Genomic DNA, 18269 nt, shown 5'->3' on the forward strand with positions numbered 1-18269 from the left:
TTAAACGCCGGGTCCTTAAGTTGCACAAGAATTCAGAAAAGAGATATGATTCAATATAGTTTTGCAAAAGATAGTGAGGGGAGAATTGTTAAAGTTACATCACTTGAGCGTAATATAAAGTTAGATACATACTATTGTGTGAATTGTGGCAATGAACTGATTGCTCGGTTAGGTGAAATTAGAAGAAAACATTTTGCCCATAAGGAACAAATAGATTGTTCCTATGAAACTTACCTTCATAAACTTTCTAAAACAGTTTTTTATAGACTTTATCGGTCATGTTTAAAAAAGAATAGACCATTTATACTTGAGTATTCTGAAAAACAAATTTGCAAACATTTTCAAGATGACTTCAATATTACTTGTGATTTAGGGCAACAAGTTCAAGACTTTGATCTTACTTCCTATTTTACCGAAATAGAACTTGAAAAAAGAGATAGAAATTTAATTCCTGATGTACGAATTTTTAATGAGAAAACTGGTGAGTCTATCTATGTCGAAATCGCTGTTACTCACAAATCTGAAGAAAATAAAGTGAATAGCGGAAATAGAATCCTTGAATTCTTAGTTAATGAAGAAAGTGACCTGAAGCTTTTTACTTCAAAAAGAATTGAATTAGAAAATGAAAAAATCATTCGTCACAATTTTAGCAAAAGTGAACCCCAAGAAATTGATTGTGACGGTAACTGCCCTACTTCTAAAGATATATTTCAAGTTTTCAAGTCTGGCAAGTCTATTCTTACTGACACAAAGCTTAAAAAGTTAAAAAGACATCTAAAAAACGATGTGATTTCAGATTTTAAAATTGTTGATCTTGAAAACAATTATGAAAATTATACTTATGTGCAGAACGTAGTTAGGGCTCATGAGAAAGAGACTGAAATAAAGAATTGCTTTCTTTGTAGGTACCATGCAAAAAATAAAGATTATCACACTAAACGTATTAGGCCTATTTTCTGTAAATTTCTGAAAGAAACTTTTCCCTCAAACCAAGCAGTAGATTGTGAGTATTACAGACCGGATGAGTCTGTTTATGCAGAGTACCGTGCAACCTAACAAGCGTTTCAAGCGGACTCGAACGTGGTTCGGGTCTTTAATTTTAATAACCAGACTCGCCGCTTAAACGCGGGGTCGTTATGCATTTTAAAACATGACTGAGCTTGAATACATAAATGAATTTCAAAAACGAAAGTCTTCTGAACTAACAGAAGAAACCATTTCGCTTATTAATCAAGCTGTCAAAGATTATCCAAATTCTGAAAAACTCTGGATTTTACGAGGAGATTTACTCCAGCTCATAGATGTTGAAATAGGCATACCTTTAGAAGAATCTTTGAATTCTTATAAAAGAGCTTTGGAAATAAACCCAGATTCATCTGAAGCGAATTTCGAAATGGCGTCTTTCTTAAATAATGTTCTCGACCAAACGGAAAAAGCTCACATGTTTTATCAAAAGGCAAAAAATGCCTAACAAGCGTTTCGCTTCGCGGTTCTTCGAATCAAGTCGGATCCGCCAAGAGGCGGACATCCTTCGGCAAGGTTTGCACTTGGGCTTGTGGACAATAAAATTAATCCGTTACTTCAACAAAAACCGAGAACCTGCGCCGCCCTGCCTGCCGGCGGACAGGTTAAACGCGGGGTCGTTATAACACTTAATTTAAGTAATGAAGTTATCAGCCAGTCACGGAAAGAAAATATCTGAGCCTACAGATCAACAAATAAATCAAGCCATTGATGAGATCGAAGACAATAATGGCAGTTTTGTGATTTTGGACGCAGAAAATGGTTTTGTACAAGCTGCTGGAAGTTTACCAGATAAACTCCTTGTTGAATATCAAATTGACGGAAAACACTTTCAGTCCATTTCACAAAACCTTTCAGCTGAACAGGTGAAAGATATTTTTAAGCAATTCCGTCATGGCTTAAATGATTTCAAAAGAAATAATGAATGGAAAGAAGTAGAATTAAGTAATTCTGGTGGTGCAGGTTGTGCTCCAATTTTGTTAATTCTATACGCTGTGTTTGTTTGGCAAGTGGTGCTATAACAAGCGTTTCGCTTCGCGGTTCTTCGAATCAAACGGACCCCGTACCAACAGCAATCGGTCAGGTTATTCGCGGGGTCGTTATATGGCTTTTACACTTCAATTCGAGTGAATGAAAAAAATTTTACTCTTCTTATTTTGTTCCTCTTTATTCATTTCTTGTTCTTCAAAACAAGGTAATAATCTGATCTTTTGTAAAAACGAGCTTTACTTGCTTGGCTCATTTGAAAAATTGCCCTTCATTGATGCAAATATTTCAGAATTAAGAGATTTGATGAACTTACCACTTGATAGCTTATTCCAAGTTGATGGTTACAGTGTTCGGTATAAGGTCAATCATCCAGTAGGTAATCAGGTAATTTCCTTGAAAATGGCATCCAGTGATTTAACAAAGTACCCAGGAGTACCACCTCCTTTTAATCCCTACAAATACTGGATTCACATTTACCTTCAAAGATCAGACTCTATTTTATTCAGAAGAGAATTCTCACCTATCGATTCGATTGATATCAAAGTTGAAAGCTGGTACAAGCAATTACATCCAGATAAATTTAAAAATATCAATATTGCACTTTATTGGGACTCAGATTCGGATCCAAACTCGTTTAACCGAATTGTAACCGAAAGTATGAACGGGTATTTATCATTTGCGAATGACAATAGTTTACAGAAGTTCAATCAACCTTTATGTTCACTTTCTGAAAGTAATTTAGATTCAGTTTCGAATTCAGTACCATTCAAAATGAGAACAGACTTTTTTGGTTCTGAAACGATTGATAGATGGGACTTCATCCCCAAAGAAGTTTTCAATGAATAAAAATCGTCCTAAAATCTTGCACTACTATTTAAAGCATAACCTTTTATCAAAAACAGCGTGTGACACGAGTGTTCAATCAACTCATAGAAGCTAATATTTAAACGTATGAAGGATTTCGAAGTCAATACAAAATTGAAGATCGCTGCTTTGTGGACTTCTGCTACTTTTTGTTATCTATATGGAGATTATTTCGAGTTATATACTCCCGATAAAGTAAACAGCCTAATTAGCGGCGATAATGTTCTAAACTCACCTACCTTCTTATTTATCGCTTCCTTAATTATGGTTATTCCTCCACTCATGATTTCGCTGTCACTATTTCTAAAACCAGCTTTAAATAGAGTACTAAATATGGTATTTGGAGCCCTATTCACCATTATGATGATATTGATAGCTATTGGAAGTCTTACCCCTTGGTATAGCTTTTATGTGTTTCTAGCTGTAGTCGAATCTATATTAACTGCGATTATTGTTTGGACAGCTTATAAATGGCCGAAAGAGCAACTTTAGGGACTTCAAAAAATCAACTGTTCTTCAAAGTATTCATTTCAACTCTTCCAATCACACAAGCACTTGCGGGGTTTGCACATGGGCTTGTGGACAATAAAATTAATCCGTTATTTCCCCTAATTATGAGAACCTGAGCTGTTCCTCCCTAGCAGTGGTTGGCACAGCTATCAATCAGGTCGTTTTCACCCTTAGTTGAGAACCATGCCGCATCTAGTTTATGCCTCTATTACCTCGGTTATCCCATACGGCCTAGAGCTGTCGGCCCATCGTTCTCCTTCAGTCTAAGCCCTATGCATCATTCATCGCTACTACCCCTTTTATACCATTTCATAAAGAGAACCTTAACTACTTCAACAGCCGTGTGCCTGCTAGCACTTCTATGGATAAGTGCTGCAAGCAGTACAGTTATGGCACAGCAGGTCGATACGCAGCCCCCAACTCGACTGGCCCTCTTCCTCGATTGTAACTTCTGCGACGAGAACTTCATTCGGCAAGAGATGCCGTATCTAGACCATGTCCGCGATCGGGAAGTTGCCGATGTGCATGTTCTTGTAACCCGAGAGGATACGGGATCAGGGGGCGAGGCACGAACCATGGACCTCATTGGCTTAGGCATCTTCGAAGGACTGGAGTTCACAACGGTCTTCAATACCACAGCCAATGCAACCGAGGCGGAAGAGCGAACAGGATTCCTCCAAACCCTTGAAGCCGCTCTTGTGCCCTATTTAATGCAAACTCCCATGCGAGATCGCCTACGTTTAAACATCGAGCCTTCCGAATTAGACGCCGTTGACCAAGTGCAGATCACAAAAGATCCTTGGAACTATTGGACCATCGAGATTTATGCCGATGGAAGCGCCGATTTTGAATCCAAACAGCGTTCTTTCGACAGCCGCTATGGAGTGTATGTGAGCCGTGTGACTGAGGAATGGAAGCTTCAGCTCCGCCCTTTCTTCAACTACAACTACGACCAGTTTGAACGTGAGGAAGGCACCATTTCGAGTACCACCCGAAGAAATGGATTTACCAGTTATGCTGTAAAAAGCATCTCTCCACATTGGTCGGTTGGGGCTTCTGGCGATGTTCTTACCTCCACGTTCTCGAATGTGGCTTGGCGCTATCGTTTCATGGGCGCCGTAGAATGGAGCCTCTACCCTTATCGCGAGGCCAATCGCCGACAGCTCACTGTAGCCTATCGCTTGGGCGCCTCGCACATCACCTATCGCGACACCACCATCTACAACAAAATCGAAGAACGACTTCCTCAACACCTTCTCAATGCCGACTATCGAGTGGTTCAGCCTTGGGGTGGAATTGAAATCGGAGTCGACGCATCGCAGTACCTACACGAAACTTCTCTCTATAGCCTTCAATTTGATGCGGAGTTTGAAATTAGAATCACCAAAGGACTTTCCGTAGAAATAGGGGGTTCGCTTGAGCTCATCCACGATCAGATTAATCTCCCGAAAGGAAGCGCCGACCTAGAGGAAGTGCTGTTACGGCGTAGGCAGCTCGAAACTAATTATGAAGCCGGCATCAGCTTTGGATTCCGATACCGTTTTGGCTCACTGCTTAACAACGTGGTGAACACCCGATTCAGTGGCATCGGCAACCGCGATCGGTTTTAGGGTTTAGTGGAGAATGGGCGGTCGGGTGACTATGAGTTGTAAAAGGGCCATTAGCAGATGCAGAACTAATCGAGATATTGCTCGTATGGCAACCCTTCTTCAATCATTTTTTAGCAATTATCCGTGATAGATTTCACCAACTGTATTTTAGATAAAGGGCAATCACTTGCTCCTGAGTCAACCACTTATCTTCTTCAAGATTTAATCTTTGCGATAACGGAATATCCTGAGCCTACAGAAACGGGCAAGTGGCATGCACATAAGAATCCACAAATTAGTTTTGTGTTGAAAGGTGGGAATATTGAAAACAGAAAAGGTAAACAGCTAGAACGAGTTTGTGGTAGCATTAACTATTATCATGCCTACGAGCCTCACCAAAATATCTATCAAGTCTTTCCTTCAAAACATTTAAGCGTTGAATTCGATGAGGCCTTTTTAAATAAATATGATCTTAAAGAACATCAGATTAGTGCCGCCGTTAAGGATCATCTTTTTAGCAAATTCTTCTTATTGAATATTCTTAATGAGGTCCTTCTCCAAGATTCATATTCGCGCGATTCCGTTAATATCCTTTTACTGGAATTAGTGAATCGTGCTTCTTTTTTAAAAAAGAGTGATGCTCCTCCGAGCTGGGTCCCTGTGCTGCGAGAAATCCTTAACGACAACTGGAATCAACAGCTATCCCTGCAGTTACTTGCCGATACACTCGGTGTTCATCCAGTTACTATCTCTGGGAATTTCAGAAAATACTTTTCCACAACTTTTGGCGAGTATATGAGGAAAATCAAAATTGATCGCTCTTTAAAGATGATTAAAGAGTCGAACAACTCACTTGTTCACATAGCCCATGAATGTGGCTTCTCAGATCACAGCCATTTTACCCGGACTTTTAAAAATCAGACCGGCTTTTTACCTAAGCAATACCAAGATTTTTAGCTTCGATGAGGCTAAAATCATTCTATTTTTGTCCAACATGCATGGTTAGGTTAGGGGTGAATTTAAACATTTGATAAAAAGGCATGAATAATCGAACTCAGAAGCTCTGCATACCTTCATTCTTCTTTTTAATCATTCTTTGCGGAGCAATTGATAGCGTTCAAGCTCAATATTTTTGGAATACAGATTTTGAATATGGAGTCTATAAATCTCAGCCACGCAAATGGACCATTGAGGGAGAAGGAGAACAATACACCGCTTATTTAGATAGCACTGTTAGTAAGTCTGGGAACAAGAGTCTTTTTATTACACAGAGAAATGCGGAGACCTATACACTTTTATCTATTCCCGGAGCATTGATAGCTGGTGAATCAATCTCCATAAGTGGATTTATAAAAGCCCATCAAACAGACTCCCTTCAATTAAGTTTAATGATATTTGATCCCTCAGAAGGGAATGTCCTTGCTACTGTAGATCATGCAATAATTTCGAATAATTGGGAAGTTGTTTCGCTTAACACATTTTTGCCGGAGAATTTAAAATCAGATAATGTGCTCATAGCGTTGGTTGCTTCAGGAAGTGGAAGCTTTTGGTTTGATGCAGTACAGGTTAAGATTGGTGGAATTAAATATGGAGAGGATGCCCCTAATTTTAGAGAACCCACCAACGGCGAGATCGCTTCGCTGAATGAAAAAGCCATCCCATTTCAAATGAATACGGTACAACAAAAACGGGATTTATCGGGGCTCTCAGATATTGTTGGCGATGCCCGAATTGTGGCATTAGGTGAAAACTCACACGGTTCTTCTTCCATATATCGCCTTAAACTCCGCATGTTACGATACCTTGTAGAACACGAAGGCTTTACTCTCTTCGCCTTAGAAATGCCCACTGTAGAAGCCGATTATATCAACAATTATGTGCTCTATGGACAAGGGGACATCGAGCAGGTTCTAACTAAACTAAGCTATCCCAGTTGGCAAACTCAGGAGATGATAGACCTTATCGAGTGGTTGAGAAATTATAATGAACAACATGGCAAAAGAATTGAGTTTAGAGGCTATGACATGCAAAATGGGTGGTCTGCTTTAGAGGCTGTTAAAGCGTTCGCCACTAAGTATGATTCCGTAGCGAGCAGTGAATTAGAATTTATTAGTGAGCTCTACGAAGAAGCACTGAAGTTGAGACAACTGAATAATTCACTCTATGAAAAATCCGATAAGCTGCTGCATTATTTAGAAGGGAAAAGCTTTCGAGCGGCACCTCCAAACCGTGTTGAGACTATAGTGCATTACATGAATGTTTTTATGCAGAGTTTAGCTTTTCAGTTCAATTTGGAGCACGCAAAAAGCAGAGATAAGTATATGGCTGAGAATATCCGATGGATTGTGGAGAACAACGCTGAATCAAACAGAATAATTATCTCCGCAGATAACACTCATATTACGAAGTCCGGTGGAAAAACTGGGGCATACCTTAACCAATGGTATGGAGAGGATTACGTAGGATTTGGTTTTACTTTTAAAACAGGAAGTTATTCAGCATATGGCCCTAAGTCATCCTATGAAGTTCATCCTCCCCATGTAGGCACTTATGAATACTTCTTTTCAAAAAGTAGCTATGAAAACTTTATGCTGGATCTCAGAGCAACCGAAAGTATTCCACTATTAAACCAAAGTGCAGGGTTTCGTTCGATTGGCTCCAGGCCCCAAGAGGTGACACAATTTTATGATATCGATATCAAAAAGCATTTTGATGCAGTTGTCTATATAGAGACTTCAAATCACACTACGTTCTTAAAGAAGTAAAAAGTGAATATCTACTTCCCAAGCTTCTCTGATTATCTACCTGTGATATCAGCGAGGGCTTCTTCGAGGGATTCGTATCGGAATGTAAACCCTGCCTTCTGCAGTGCTTTTGGCTCCATGCGAATGCTATCGGTTATGGGCTTAGCAGCTTCTCCAAAAGCCACCTCTAAGGCCATCTTCGGCACTCTGAATATAGACGGTCGGTTTAACACATTCCCGAGTGTTTCCGCTACTTCATTCATGGTTGCCGGCTCAGGTGCACCCACATTATAGGGGCCTTGTAACTCTTTTTGCTGAATAGGGAATAACAGGGCTTGCACTAAATCACTTCTGTGAATCCAGCTCATATACTGCTTGCCGTTGCCTATAGGTCCGCCCACAAACATCTTAAAAGGCGGAAGCATTTTCTCAAGCGCTCCTCCCCCTTCTTCGAATACGATTCCAATACGTGGGTTCACAACTCTAACCCCCATAGCTGTAGCTCGCTGCGACTCTGCCTCCCAATCTTTACACACCATAGCTAGAAAATCATCGGCAAGCTCCGCTGTTTCATCTAATAGGGTATCGCCTCGATCTCCATAGATTCCAGATGCTGAGGCGGATATAAACACTTCTGGTTTTGTTTTAGCTTTAGCCATGGCCTCAACCAATGCACGGGTGGTCTCAATTCGGCTGTCGTAGATCCGCTGCTTTACTTCATCATTCCATCGTTGCCCGAAGATGCTCTCGCCTGCTAAGTTTATGACCACCGCACAACTTTCCATAGTACTCACGATGTTATCATCATCTAAGCTTATGAACTTCTGATTCGAAGCCGCTTCATCTTCATATTTTTTGGGGCTTCGAGTTACGATAATTAAAGAATGCCCCTCTTTAAGCAGTTCTTCTCGTAATTCCTTGCCAATAAATCCTGTACCGCCAGTGATGAGTATGTTCATGAGTTGAATGCCTTTAATTTTTATCGAATATAAGGCTAATCAAAAGTGGATGAAATTAATTCAATTTGAAGCGCTATTCTCTAAATGGGAAGAGGTACACTAACTAATTCACTGTGTATTTTATAATGCTTGAGTTCAATGCTCTGTCTGTTGTAACACCGTAAATTTCTCTACTATCTGTCGAAACAGCGATCGAGGAGAGCACCTCATTTACTAGAATTTCTCCTTTTTCAACCCCATTCCAGTCAAAGATTTTTATTCTGTTCGCATAGGCTCGCCACTCAATATCTTCACTTTCTTCTACATCATCGAGTGTTTTCCCAGAATACAATACATACACATAGTTTTCTGTTGGATATGGTGATTTATATCCAAACTTAGCTTTATCGGATGGCTCCATATAACTGCTTCCACCTTCATTTAAAACGATGAATTCAGGTAAGTGTGTAAAGTGGTATTCTTTGATGATTGCCATTCCAGCATCACTGTTTTCAAGAAAGTAAACCTGATCATAATACTTCGCAAAGTACGCGATTCTAGTACGAGTTTTATTCGCTACTAAATAACCGCCCATCACCATTGCAGCAACTGATGGGTTCTTATACTTTTTGAGAATCTCAGTGGGTATTTCGTCTATATGATTTAATATTTTCCCTTCCAGGCTCAGAAAAATCACCCCTTTTGCACTTGAAGCGGTGTTTATAACTAGAGAATCGTTTAATACGATTGCTTCGCGTGATGTCATATTTCTTCTTGATGCTTTCAAGCATTTTGAAATACTTTTTCCCGTCTCAACTGTTACTAGGCAGTCAACTGAATAGATATCATTTTTTCTATTTCTTGAATCAGTTATTTCAATAGTTCTATCTAAAGGTCCGTTTCTAATATTAATATTGAGATACTCAGAAGGTCCCCTACCAATCGTTATAAATTCATTTACTTTTTTCTCGTCTTTGAGGCTGAAAGTCTTAACCCCATATTCTCCGGTAGACTCTAACAGGTCTTTTACAAACAAATAATCGCCTACAACTACCAAATCACTTGGATAAATTAACTCATCTTCGAATATAGTCCTCCCCGAAATTGGACTATCACTTTGCCCCAATAAGTTTGTCGGAAATAGTAGGATCAGTGCCCAAAGAAAATTGTTCATGCTATATAATTAAACGGGTTAATAAATAGCGACTGCCATAAACCACAAATCCAAATAGGACGGCCAGAGTGATGAGAGGTAAAAAGAAAATACTCAACATCACTTGAAATTATTTATCATCTGATTCACGATGTATTCTTTGCATTTCCACCAATTTTGGTATTGTAAAACCCATCATTGAACAAAGAAATATTAATCCAAAATATCTTAAGTCTAAATAATCTTTAAAAAAGTCAATTTCTGTATGCTTCATAAAAACGAAACAAATAGAAAATGTTACTATACCAATCGTATTATATAGTATTACTTGTTTAAGATTCTTCATTACCTTTGGATTCGATTTCATAACATTTATGATATACTACAAACTACTGTGCCAATTAAGCCTATCCCAACACCGACTACTACTGTAACTCCTCCCTAGATTCTTTCCATCTGATTCAATTTAATGACTTCATAAGGCACATCTATTAGGGTGCTGTGATCATCTTTATTGAGATTGTGAGCTTAAAAGAATTCAAAATAATCTCTGTATGCTTTATAAATATCTCTTCAAACTTTTTTAGTATGCAGTTTTTACCCCTTCTCTCCATAACTCTTAACTTTTTTTGAAGAGGAGCGAACTATACTTTTGTTACACTTAAAGTGCTAAAAAACAGATGTGTTGAAAGTTGGGTAAGTTACCCCACCCCTAAACCTGGGGCATTGGAAAGGGAAATTTGGCCTTGGGCATTTAGGCCGAAACCGGTCCATGGATCGTTACTGATTAGAAGGTGACCATCTACATCGGCGTACTCACAATTTAGAGCTACGAGTCCGCCTGCAGCATTAGCTAGGGAGCTTTCGATCATACATCCGATCATCACTTCAAGTCCTAAATCATGCGCTTGTTTTACTACTCTTCGCGTTTTCACTACACTTCCCATCTTCATCAACTTAATATTGATGATATCAAAGCATTCGGCAATCTCGTGAAGGTTTTCGGTGCCGGTAAAACTTTCATCGGCACACAGTGGCAAGCTCGCCTGTTTTTTAAGCGCTTTTAACTCGTCCACCATCGAAGAGTGCATGGGTTGTTCTACCAACTCCACATTCTGACTGGCTAAAAATTCAATTTCTTGCAGAGCTTGATCAACCGTTTTCCAACCTTCATTAGCATCCACACGAATGGGCTTATCCGTGACCTCTCGGATTCCTTGTATCAAGGCTCGATCGTGATCAGTTCCTAGCTTAATTTTATAGATAGGATAGTCACTGGCCTCCACAATCTTTTGCTGCATCACCTCAATGGTATCAATCCCTATAGTATAAGACGAAACGGGACCTACTGGTTTGGCATAATTCAGTAACTGCCACAGTGGTTGGTTTTGAGACTTTGCCCACCAATCGAGCCATGCCATTTCTATCGCTACGCGTGTAGAAGGTGATATATCAGCGGCTTCCTTTTGCAGTATAGTTTCAACATCATCGGGAGTAGTGGCATCATTCAGGCAATCGATATTGAATGCCTGTAATTCCTGAAGGGCTAATTCGGTACTCTCGCCATACCTTTTATTGGGAGAGGATTCACCGATGCCTTCCACTCCATCTTTCTGCAAGTGGATGAATACATTATGCACCGAGGACCGTGAACCACGTGCAATGGTGAATACATTTTTTAAGAATAGCTCTTTGACTTCCCAACTTAGTTTAAAGCGCGACATAACCTAGTTCTACCATTACATTCAGATAGATATACATGGCGGCGGCTCCTAAAATTAGGGCATCAAATCGGTCGAAAAAGCCCCCGTGTCCTGGCAATATATTTGAGGAGTCTTTTTCCCCTGCTTTCCTCTTTATTTTACTTTCAAGTAAATCACCAATAGGTCCAAACACGCCAATCAAAAGAATAAGTGGTAATCCCGTTCCCATGCTTAAGGGCGACTCAAAAGGAAGTGCATAAATAGAAAGTGCTAAGCCTACGGTACATCCTATGAACCCGAATAGGAAACCTTCAATAGTCTTCTTTGGACTAATGGTAATAGCTAGTGGTCGTTTGCCAAAAGTTTTGCCCCCAAAGTAGGCGAATACATCCCCACCCCAAATCATTAACACTAAAGTAAGCGCTAATGCGAAGCCCTGTTCATTTGTACCCAGAGCACGAATCATCATCAAGCAAAGATACCCTAATGGAGCGTATACCCCAGCAAAAAGCGTGGCAGTGAGATGATTAAAGTTTTCAAGCTTGGTGTTGAAAGTCTGAATGGATATAAAGAATAAAAATATCCCCAAACCGATTTCAAATGCGAAGGGCAGATAGGGAAATAGCATCAACCATAAACCAATAGTAAATGGGAAGACTTTGTCGACCGGAGTGCCCGCTTTGTTTAAAAGCTTTATAACCTCAAACTGTGTGAGTACCCCAATGAACACTATCATTAGGCTAAATACTAAACTGCTGTACCACATGGCAAAGATGAATAGAATTCCTGCCGGAACAGCGAAGAGTACTCGTTTTAATAATTCACTCAAGAGTTATCTCCTTCCTCCTCAGAGTTTTCATCTTGATCGATAGACGCCAAGGCCTCACGAGCTTGTTTTTCGAACTCCTGTGGCACATATAGATAAGCATACGACATGTCGCCTACACTTAAGCTGTATGATGAATCTTGTTTTGAAAGAATATTAGACGGGATGTTAAGATTCGACAAATAGCTTTTCGCCATTTCAATTTCGAGCTTTGTACTTCTTTCTAGTACACATACCCAGTTATCAATATCGTTTGGTTTGGGATCGTTAAACATGCTGAGCTTCTTTATTTTTATTCGCTCGTAGTAAGTAAATCAATCCTGCGGATAAAATCATACTCGCGATGATGATTAATGGGGAAATATCCAGCTCACGTGTCATTTCCATTTCAAGGAATTCCTTATTCATTGAACCATAAAGAACCTGTCCACCATTGTTGATTAAATGCGCAACCATCGCGGGTATTAAACTATTCGACACATAGGTGATGTATGCGAATAAAATACCTAATACAGAAAGGGGTATTAAATTGGAAGGCTGAATATGGTACATACCAAATAGAATCCCTGAAATAAGAATCCCTGCCATAATACCCCAACTTTTTTCTAGAGCTCGTTGGATATAGCCACGAAACATTACCTCTTCAAAAAGGGATGGCACTATACCGATATGGATAAAAGCTAAAAGCACGGCATTTTCAGTCCCGATGAAGCCTTTAATCATTTCCGACATCGAATCTTGTGTTTCCACAAACCAGTTTAGGGATGGGAATACTTGAACTAAGGAGTCGAAAATCAAATAATTCAACCATCCTAAAAATCCGTTGAATGGCATAATCACCACTACAAGAATAGCGGTGATGGCTGTTATCTTCCAAACGTTGGGAGACAGTTGCAGCCTAAGAAACTGGCGATGTTTACCCGGAATGGAATGTAGTTTAGCAACGTAGTAGGAAGCCAAACCGATAATTAGAAACTGCCCAGCGGTGTTGCCTATAAAAGCGATATCCAAATTGGCCGATATTATGGCTTGGATATCGCCTCCACTTTGAACAGCCTGCATGAGCTCAGGTAAGAGCAGTAATGCACCTATCAATCCTCCAATAATTTGAAATAAGAAGAAAGCTATGATAAACCAAAGCACTGCAATGGCCCAATGAGCAAAGCCATTACGCTCTACCCATGGTCTTAAATCTTCTTCATATTCTGGTATAGAACTAGTAGGTGTGTTTAACTGCTCACTCATCTATTGTGTCTCTAATTTAAATCTTAATTATTCCTCTGAAGCGAATACTTTAGCTCCAATCATACCGGTAAGTAGGTTGAAGATACCTATTACTACTAAGCCAATCCCAAACTGAGAAAGAACGGCCATCATAGAACCTGGTTTTGGAGTAAACTTCAAAGTCATTTCAATTTGCTCTTCCGTCATATTCGCAGCTTCCATATTCATGATTTGCCAGTCGTAAAGCGCTTGGTTCATGTTTGGGTCAATTACGGCCGTCCAAAGTAATCCCACTAGTGTACTAATTGTTACAGCTGTAACGCCTGATAAGAAACCGATTAAAGCTCCACGCCCAATTGGGAAGGTCACGTCATGCTCACGTGCGTAATGGCGAGTTGCGATGATTCCAGCTATCCCTGCAATCAAACAAACAAGAATACCCAAGAACGATGCTGCACTGAAGGTTTTCCCTGTTGGTTCAGAACCTAATGTCATGTATCCACTTCCTAGCCCTAATGCAGACATAATAAAAGCGACTATAACACCCGCTAAAAAAACCGATGGCCAATAACTTGGCTCGTTCATTTCATTTTCCATTTCCATAGTTAATCCTCTATCATTTTTTGTTTAAAAAATTCATTTATCAGAAGTAAAGCTGTGCTCACCCCGAAAATGATCCCAAATATAAATCGAGACCCATCCGTATTCGTCCAAAATTGGATAAGGTTACCAAAAACATCCACCAAATTTAACATTATAGCACCTATAAACAATTGTAAAAAAGGCACATTCTCTAATTTGAACACTCGTGCTATCAATGGCATGCTTAGCCAAATAATCGTAAAGCCTGCATAGATACCTATACATCGTGAACAAACGGCCATATAACCGCCATTTACAGAAAAAGACCTCAAGGGGTCTTGATGGCATACCATATTAAATATTTGGTGTTGAATGCTGTGAATAGATGCCACTGGATCTACGACACCAAATACTCCTGGGCCTAAGGCTAAAATGGTGAGTATCATAGAAGCGAACAGCACAAACACATACAACCCTTTATGTTCTATGTGTATGGTGGCATTCAACAACTAGCTTACCCTTTTTTTAGTTGGTCTAAGAATAACTTTGGGGCTCTACAAGGACGTCTTGTTTCTTCGTTCATGAAACAAAGTGTTACTTCACCGATTACATGTGGCGATTGTTGCCCATTGGTATGCACCTTATAATAGGTTTGAAGGCGCACACTGGGTTCCTCAAACACAAGCACTTCAATCTGCATTTCCACATCGTAATACACGGGGTTTTTATACTCTAGCTCTGCATGAATTACAGGCAACATAATCCCCTGTTCTTCCAATTCACTGTACGACAACCCCATGCTTCTAATCATTTCCGTACGGGCTACTTCGAAGTATTCTAAGTAGCGACCATAGTACACATACCCCATTTTATCCGTTTCGCTATAGCGGCTACGAATGGAATGGGTGTATGAAATGATCGGCGACCGATCTGGTAATTGGATCATAAATTACTTTACAACTTCAAAAGCACCAATGGCGGCGTATTTCTCAATACGTTGTTCAACGAGCTTATCCGCTTTCATTTTCTTGAGGCGTTTTAGGCTCTGAATAATCTGCTTTTTAACAGCTGCAGCTGCTTGTTCAGGATCGCGATGTGCCCCACCTAAAGGCTCAGGTATTACACCGTCAATCACTTTCAGTTCTTCTAGATCTTTGGCAGTTAGCTTTAATACCGCGGCAGCTTGTTCTTTATAATCCCAAGTTTTCCATAGAATAGATGAACACGATTCTGGCGAGATAACAGAGTACCATGTGTTTTCCATCATATATACTTCGTTACCCATACCAATACCAATCGCTCCACCACTTGCGCCTTCGCCAATCACGATAGTAACCACTGGTACTTTAAGCATGGCCATCATCTTAAGGTTTCTAGCAATGGCTTCAGCTTGGCCTCTTTCCTCTGCTTCTAGCCCTGGGAATGCACCTGGAGTATCTAAGAGTGTGATAATCGGTGTATCGAACTTTTCAGCCAACTTCATTAAACGGTAGGCTTTTCTATACCCTTCTGGGTTTGCCATCCCGAAGTTTCTATAGGTTCTACTTACGGTATCTCTTCCTTTTTGATGACCAATTACCATAACCGTTTGGCCTTCAATTCTACCGAAACCACCTACAATGGCTTTATCATCAGCATGAAATCTGTCGCCATGCAGTTCTACGAAGTCATCTACAAATTTGTAGATATAGTCAAGGGTATATGGGCGATCTGGGTGGCGAGCTAATTGCACGCGCTGCCATCTAGTTAGATTGGCAAAAATACTTTCCCGAAGTGCATCTACTTTTTTATTTAGGCTGTCAATTTCCTTTTTGAGGATGCCATCTCCAACGGTAGATAAATTTTCTAATTCTTCGATCTTCTTTTCTAGATCAGCGATCGGTTGTTCAAAATCAAGATACTGCATAAATAATGTCTTTTAATTCGTGGTCAAATATACGTATTCGAAAACAGAAGGACAGATTTATTCCGCTTAAAGTGCACCAAATAAACTACGGAATTTTAATGCCCACACGCGCCATATAGCTTCACGCACTATGGCCTTAGACATCTTCGAAACACCTTCTTCGCGTTCGCGGAATACAATAGATACTTCTTTGAGTGTGAAGCCTGCTTTCCAAGCTCTAAAATGAATCTCAATTTGGAAGGCGTACCCATTCGATTTGAGCCTATCTAACGGAATGGCTTCGAGCACTTTTCGGTGTAAGCATTTAAAGCCAGCGGTGGTATCAAAAATGGGGAGCCCTGTAATTGTACGAGCATAGATATTCGCCCCATACGATAGTATTAGGCGACTCAATGGCCAGTTTATGATACTAATACCATTACTATATCTCGAGCCTACAGCTACATCGCATTCACCTTTATCTACGGCTTGAATGAGCTTTAAGGCATCTTCAGGACGGTGAGAGAAATCGGCATCCATCTCCATGATCAGCTCATAGTCTCGCTCTAGTGCAAACTCAAACCCTCGTACATAAGCGGTTCCTAAACCAAGTTTACCTTCGCGTTCTATTAAATGAATTTTATCCTGATACTGACCTTGCTTGGTTTTAACAACTTCTGCTGTTCCATCAGGCGAGCCATCGTCCACCACTAATACATGAACGGGATGTCCTAGCCCCATAAGGCGGTCAATCATTCGGCCGATATTACCGGCTTCATTGTAAGTAGGTATAATAATAAGTGCCGTTTTTGACATCTATTGCCCCTTCCCTTTGATTATAGTAAGTATGGTAATAATCAAGATTTTGGTGTCCATTTTTAACGATATGTTCTCAATATAATAGAGATCATACTTAGTTTTTTCTTTTACTGTATCTAACGAGCTACCGTATTTCCATTTCACCTGTGCCCAGCCTGTGATACCCGGCCTAACCCTAAGCCTTCGAGTGTATAGAGGTATTTCTCGAGTAAATTGTTCCACAAAATGAGGGCGTTCAGGGCGTGGTCCTACTAAGCTCATATCGCCTTTTAGTACATTTACGAATTGAGGTACTTCATCAATTCTCAACTTCCGTAACCAATACCCCACTTTGGTGATTCTAGGGTCGTTCACAGATGCCCAGGTTGGCCCTGTTTCTGATTCTGCATCCAAGTACATGGTTCTAAATTTGTATATGGTGAATTTCTTCCCATTTCGGCCCACTCTTACTTGGCTATAAATTACAGGACCTTCAGTGCCAACTTTAATGAGTATAGCTACGATTATGCATAATGGAATGGAGAGTATTAATGCTACAATCGATACCGCAATATCTATCAATCGCTTTGTTGCTCGCTCCCATAGCGGCATGGGTTCTGGAGAAATCTCAACTATAGGTAAGCCAAAAATCTGATTGGTCTTGTTGAAGCCACTCACTAGTTGATAGAAATCAGGGAGTAGCTTTAGAGTGATATCTGGCACATCCACTTTACTGATGATGTTCACCAAATCGGTTCTTCGGTCTTGTTCTAAGGCAACCAAGACATCCTGTACTTTATACTTCTCGATGATGTCTTCGATACCATCTAAATGCCCAATAATATCTTTCTCTTCAACACCATCTTCTTCTTTCACCTTCCCATTCACCTGAATAAAACCTAACACATGCATACCCAGAGTTTTATTTCGAACTAGATCTTCTTTCGCAATGCGCGCATTTTTACCCGTTCCAATTATGACGGTGTTGTGTAAGCCTTTCCCCTGTTGAGCATAATATTTTTGAACCGATCTGATCACAAATCGATTTAACGACATGGCCACTACAATCAGAGCCCAGTATTTAACCAAGGCCATTTTTTCGTCGTAGCTTTCAACAACGTCCATCATCACAAATACAAAAAACAGTATTAAGACCCCCGTAACAGTCGCTTTAAGCACACTTAGGAATTCATCCAATCGCGACATTAAGTAGAGCTTCTTGTAGAGGCCAGCTAGAACGAAAACTAGTATCCAAAAGATTGATAAAAGTATACCAGACGCTAGTACAGGAATTTGAACTTTCTGTAGTACTACGGTTAACCCTTCTGCTTGTATAGAATTATAGAAAAACCAGCCAGCTAGCAGAATTAAAAAATCCAGCAAACTGGTGAAAATTACTTCGTTATATCTTTTTAAATTGTTCAAAGGAAACAATGACCA

General features: G+C 40.0%; 20 protein-coding genes. 8 read left to right on the top strand and 12 right to left on the bottom strand.

The window, feature by feature from the left end; translation table 11 throughout:
- Positions 1-45 precede the first annotated feature (45 nt).
- The 8 genes from B155_RS0110700 to B155_RS0110740 all read left to right on the top strand — a co-directional run bounded on the left by B155_RS0110700 (position 46) and on the right by B155_RS0110740 (position 7741).
- Positions 46-1056 (top strand): competence protein CoiA family protein, encoded by a 1011-nt coding sequence (locus B155_RS0110700; RefSeq protein WP_018128266.1) that lies wholly within the window; start codon positions 46-48, stop codon positions 1054-1056.
- 94 nt (positions 1057-1150) lie between these two features.
- Complete coding sequence (locus tag B155_RS0110705; RefSeq protein WP_018128267.1) at positions 1151-1471, top strand: tetratricopeptide repeat protein; 321 nt, start codon at positions 1151-1153, stop codon at positions 1469-1471.
- 193 nt (positions 1472-1664) lie between these two features.
- The gene (locus B155_RS0110710) at positions 1665-2045 is read left to right on the top strand and encodes a hypothetical protein (RefSeq protein WP_018128268.1); all 381 of its coding nucleotides are present in this window, start codon (positions 1665-1667) and stop codon (positions 2043-2045) included.
- A 208-nt stretch (positions 2046-2253) separates the two neighbouring features.
- Complete coding sequence (locus B155_RS0110715) at positions 2254-2859, top strand: hypothetical protein (RefSeq protein WP_157464842.1); 606 nt, start codon at positions 2254-2256, stop codon at positions 2857-2859.
- 105 nt (positions 2860-2964) lie between these two features.
- Positions 2965-3369: a DUF6326 family protein gene (locus tag B155_RS0110720; protein ID WP_018128270.1), complete on the top strand. Its 405-nt coding sequence runs from the start codon at positions 2965-2967 to the stop codon at positions 3367-3369.
- Between the two features lie 290 nt (positions 3370-3659).
- Positions 3660-4997: a hypothetical protein gene (locus tag B155_RS13655; RefSeq protein ID WP_157464843.1), complete on the top strand. Its 1338-nt coding sequence runs from the start codon at positions 3660-3662 to the stop codon at positions 4995-4997.
- 123 nt (positions 4998-5120) lie between these two features.
- Positions 5121-5933: an AraC family transcriptional regulator gene (locus B155_RS0110735; protein WP_018128272.1), complete on the top strand. Its 813-nt coding sequence runs from the start codon at positions 5121-5123 to the stop codon at positions 5931-5933.
- A gap of 83 nt (positions 5934-6016) precedes the next feature.
- Entirely contained in the window at positions 6017-7741 is a 1725-nt protein-coding gene (locus B155_RS0110740; protein WP_018128273.1) for an erythromycin esterase family protein, read from the top strand.
- 32 nt (positions 7742-7773) lie between these two features.
- On the opposite strand, the gene B155_RS0110745 is transcribed toward B155_RS0110740, so the two are convergent.
- The 12 genes from B155_RS0110745 to B155_RS0110805 all read right to left on the bottom strand — a co-directional run bounded on the left by B155_RS0110745 (position 7774) and on the right by B155_RS0110805 (position 18212).
- Positions 7774-8679 carry a TIGR01777 family oxidoreductase gene (locus B155_RS0110745; RefSeq protein WP_018128274.1) on the bottom strand — a complete coding sequence of 302 codons (906 nt, stop codon included), beginning with the start codon at positions 8677-8679 and terminating at the stop codon, positions 7774-7776.
- A gap of 103 nt (positions 8680-8782) precedes the next feature.
- On the bottom strand, positions 8783-9832 hold the full coding sequence (locus B155_RS0110750; protein WP_018128276.1) for a BF3164 family lipoprotein: 1050 nt from the start codon (positions 9830-9832) through the stop codon (positions 8783-8785).
- A 680-nt stretch (positions 9833-10512) separates the two neighbouring features.
- The gene (locus B155_RS0110760) at positions 10513-11535 is read right to left on the bottom strand and encodes a dipeptide epimerase (RefSeq protein WP_018128278.1); all 1023 of its coding nucleotides are present in this window, start codon (positions 11533-11535) and stop codon (positions 10513-10515) included.
- Positions 11522-12343, bottom strand: a complete 822-nt coding sequence (locus B155_RS0110765; protein ID WP_018128279.1) for a phosphatidate cytidylyltransferase — start codon at positions 12341-12343, stop codon at positions 11522-11524. The genes B155_RS0110760 and B155_RS0110765 overlap by 14 nt, the downstream gene beginning before the upstream one ends.
- Positions 12340-12615, bottom strand: a complete 276-nt coding sequence (locus tag B155_RS0110770; RefSeq protein WP_018128280.1) for a putative signal transducing protein — start codon at positions 12613-12615, stop codon at positions 12340-12342. The genes B155_RS0110765 and B155_RS0110770 overlap by 4 nt, the downstream gene beginning before the upstream one ends.
- Positions 12608-13585 carry a CPBP family intramembrane glutamic endopeptidase gene (locus B155_RS0110775; protein ID WP_018128281.1) on the bottom strand — a complete coding sequence of 326 codons (978 nt, stop codon included), beginning with the start codon at positions 13583-13585 and terminating at the stop codon, positions 12608-12610. The genes B155_RS0110770 and B155_RS0110775 overlap by 8 nt, the downstream gene beginning before the upstream one ends.
- A gap of 27 nt (positions 13586-13612) precedes the next feature.
- On the bottom strand, positions 13613-14161 hold the full coding sequence (locus tag B155_RS0110780) for a DUF4199 domain-containing protein (RefSeq protein WP_169331297.1): 549 nt from the start codon (positions 14159-14161) through the stop codon (positions 13613-13615).
- An 8-nt stretch (positions 14162-14169) separates the two neighbouring features.
- A complete protein-coding gene (locus B155_RS13660) occupies positions 14170-14652 on the bottom strand; it encodes a DUF2085 domain-containing protein (RefSeq protein WP_018128283.1) in 483 nt (160 codons plus the stop codon).
- An 8-nt stretch (positions 14653-14660) separates the two neighbouring features.
- Positions 14661-15092: an acyl-CoA thioesterase gene (locus B155_RS0110790; protein ID WP_018128284.1), complete on the bottom strand. Its 432-nt coding sequence runs from the start codon at positions 15090-15092 to the stop codon at positions 14661-14663.
- A 3-nt stretch (positions 15093-15095) separates the two neighbouring features.
- Positions 15096-16052, bottom strand: coding sequence for an acetyl-CoA carboxylase carboxyltransferase subunit alpha (locus B155_RS0110795; RefSeq protein ID WP_018128285.1), 957 nt, complete (start codon positions 16050-16052; stop codon positions 15096-15098).
- Positions 16053-16118: 66 nt separating this feature from the next.
- On the bottom strand, positions 16119-16847 hold the full coding sequence (locus B155_RS0110800; RefSeq protein ID WP_018128286.1) for a polyprenol monophosphomannose synthase: 729 nt from the start codon (positions 16845-16847) through the stop codon (positions 16119-16121).
- Positions 16848-18212: a sugar transferase gene (locus B155_RS0110805; protein WP_240386282.1), complete on the bottom strand. Its 1365-nt coding sequence runs from the start codon at positions 18210-18212 to the stop codon at positions 16848-16850.
- Positions 18213-18269: the final 57 nt, after the last annotated feature.

Source organism: Balneola vulgaris DSM 17893, from assembly GCF_000375465.1.
Classification (GTDB): domain Bacteria; phylum Bacteroidota; class Rhodothermia; order Balneolales; family Balneolaceae; genus Balneola; species Balneola vulgaris.

What these genes read in the sequence shown, in the direction of transcription:
- B155_RS0110700 (WP_018128266.1), top strand. Translation starts at nt 46, where the DNA reads ATGATTCAATATAGTTTTGCAAAAGATAGTGAGGGGAGAATTGTTAAA.
- B155_RS0110705 (WP_018128267.1), top strand. Translation starts at nt 1,151, where the DNA reads ATGACTGAGCTTGAATACATAAATGAATTTCAAAAACGAAAGTCTTCT.
- B155_RS0110710 (WP_018128268.1), top strand. Translation starts at nt 1,665, where the DNA reads ATGAAGTTATCAGCCAGTCACGGAAAGAAAATATCTGAGCCTACAGAT.
- B155_RS0110720 (WP_018128270.1), top strand. Translation starts at nt 2,965, where the DNA reads ATGAAGGATTTCGAAGTCAATACAAAATTGAAGATCGCTGCTTTGTGG.
- B155_RS13655 (WP_157464843.1), top strand. Translation starts at nt 3,660, where the DNA reads ATGCATCATTCATCGCTACTACCCCTTTTATACCATTTCATAAAGAGA.
- B155_RS0110740 (WP_018128273.1), top strand. Translation starts at nt 6,017, where the DNA reads ATGAATAATCGAACTCAGAAGCTCTGCATACCTTCATTCTTCTTTTTA.
- B155_RS0110745 (WP_018128274.1), bottom strand. Translation starts at nt 8,679, where the DNA reads ATGAACATACTCATCACTGGCGGTACAGGATTTATTGGCAAGGAATTA.
- B155_RS0110750 (WP_018128276.1), bottom strand. Translation starts at nt 9,832, where the DNA reads ATGAACAATTTTCTTTGGGCACTGATCCTACTATTTCCGACAAACTTA.
- B155_RS0110760 (WP_018128278.1), bottom strand. Translation starts at nt 11,535, where the DNA reads ATGTCGCGCTTTAAACTAAGTTGGGAAGTCAAAGAGCTATTCTTAAAA.
- B155_RS0110770 (WP_018128280.1), bottom strand. Translation starts at nt 12,615, where the DNA reads ATGTTTAACGATCCCAAACCAAACGATATTGATAACTGGGTATGTGTA.
- B155_RS0110775 (WP_018128281.1), bottom strand. Translation starts at nt 13,585, where the DNA reads ATGAGTGAGCAGTTAAACACACCTACTAGTTCTATACCAGAATATGAA.
- B155_RS0110780 (WP_169331297.1), bottom strand. Translation starts at nt 14,161, where the DNA reads ATGGAAAATGAAATGAACGAGCCAAGTTATTGGCCATCGGTTTTTTTA.
- B155_RS0110790 (WP_018128284.1), bottom strand. Translation starts at nt 15,092, where the DNA reads ATGATCCAATTACCAGATCGGTCGCCGATCATTTCATACACCCATTCC.
- B155_RS0110795 (WP_018128285.1), bottom strand. Translation starts at nt 16,052, where the DNA reads ATGCAGTATCTTGATTTTGAACAACCGATCGCTGATCTAGAAAAGAAG.
- B155_RS0110800 (WP_018128286.1), bottom strand. Translation starts at nt 16,847, where the DNA reads ATGTCAAAAACGGCACTTATTATTATACCTACTTACAATGAAGCCGGT.